The following is a 1,466-nucleotide window of genomic DNA, read 5'->3' on the forward strand; positions in this document are numbered from 1 at the left end:
CTATCTGTTCCATGCCGAACTGGTCGAAAGAGAACAGAAGCTCAATACGTGCGCCTCCCCGGCGGATTGCCAATCCGTCAGGGACTATTACAACAACCTCGATACGGCTCGGAACAAAGAGTTCGGACAGTACTGCCGGAATAACCCGGCGAGCTGTTTGCAAGTGACCAAACAGCTGGTGGATGAGATTCCGGCTAATGAGAAAATGCTGCATGACGGCAGGAGCGCCGGGCTCGATCGTTCCGCAGCGCTTTGGGAAATTACTCGAAGTAACGAGCGGGCCATCAATACCGGCATCGTCGAGAAGACGCGTACCGATAAAGGCGATGGGGCTGCCTTTCTGACGGAGCTTGCGGCGGATGGATTGAGTCAGGACCGGGGGCTGTTCTCGTCGACGGCTGGGGGCAAGGGTGGTACAACCGGGGTTAAGGTTGGGGTTGTAGGAGGGGGCTCAAAAGGGACAGAGAAGGTTCCAGGTTTTGGCGAAGTAGATGACTTCTTTGCATCACAATCGGCTAATCTCAATACAAAGCTGGGAACAAAGATTGGTAAAGGTCGCTTGCCGTATGAAAAGAGTAAGGACGGTGTAGAACAAGCTAAGGCAACGGTAAAAGAAACTTTAAATAATGTTACGTCTGTGAGCCCAGTAATCCCTAGCTCAGTTGTTCGAGGAAATTATGATCTTGTTCATGTATATAGCTCGAAAACCAATAGCACTGTGAGTTTGAGAGTGTTGCCAAATGGCAAGTATGAATTCGATACATTGATTCCTGAGAAGTCATCAAAGTTTTAAGGTGGGGGTTTTATGTTGATTAATGAGTCTTTGCGTGAGATCAGGTTTCGCTCGTTTTATATTGGAGGGGATCTGGTGTGTGAGGTCTTGGTGTTGTTTTTTAATATGTCAATTTCAGGATGGGTATCGCTAACGGTTGGTGAAGGTGTATCAGAGTTTATGTTGCTAGCATCAGGCCCGGATTTGCGTGGTCTGACAGAGATTGACGACGAGTTTGCGTATCCGATTAGGTCGTTAAATGGTTTGGATAAGTTTCTAGGGCGAGAGGTTTTAGCCGTATACGAATACAAACTTGAGGGGGTGGATGAAGGTTGTGTTGGAGTGTACTTTGATTTTGGCGAGTGCGGGCTTAGTGTTGTTGAATTCGATGAGTGTCTGGAAGTTATAGAGGGTGTAATGCAGTACTCGGATGGTGAGGTCTCTCTTGTTAGGGTGGATGTGCGTTGTTGAATAATAATAGACGCAATGAAAAGCAATAATGAAAAGGGGACAGATATATTTTGTGAGGCGCAGAGGATCAGGCTCATTGCTTTTCTTGGTTTATAAATAGATCTGTCCCCTTTCCCGCGAGTAATTCCTCCAAGGATATCTTCCGTTGGAACACCGCGACTGACACTGCAATCCGCACAACCGGGCAAGCAGTGATCTCCAGCGGTATCTCCACCGCGATCGG

The 1,466-nt window shown here is 47.9% G+C and carries 2 protein-coding genes; both read left to right on the plus strand.

The window, feature by feature from the left end:
• Positions 1–793: DUF6862 domain-containing protein (locus ASC85_RS32545; protein WP_162254900.1), on the plus strand; the 793-nt coding region annotated here is incomplete at its 5' end.
• Positions 794–805: 12 nt separating this feature from the next.
• Positions 806–1,243, plus strand: a complete 438-nt coding sequence (locus tag ASC85_RS27340; RefSeq protein ID WP_057452123.1) for a hypothetical protein — start codon at positions 806–808, stop codon at positions 1,241–1,243.
• Positions 1,244–1,466 lie beyond the last annotated feature (223 nt).

The organism is Pseudomonas sp. Root401 (genome assembly GCF_001425105.1).
Lineage (GTDB): Bacteria > Pseudomonadota > Gammaproteobacteria > Pseudomonadales > Pseudomonadaceae > Aquipseudomonas > Aquipseudomonas brassicacearum.

Coding starts and splice junctions, on each gene's coding strand:
- ASC85_RS27340 (WP_057452123.1), top strand. CDS start 806: ATGTTGATTAATGAGTCTTTGCGTGAGATCAGGTTTCGCTCGTTTTAT.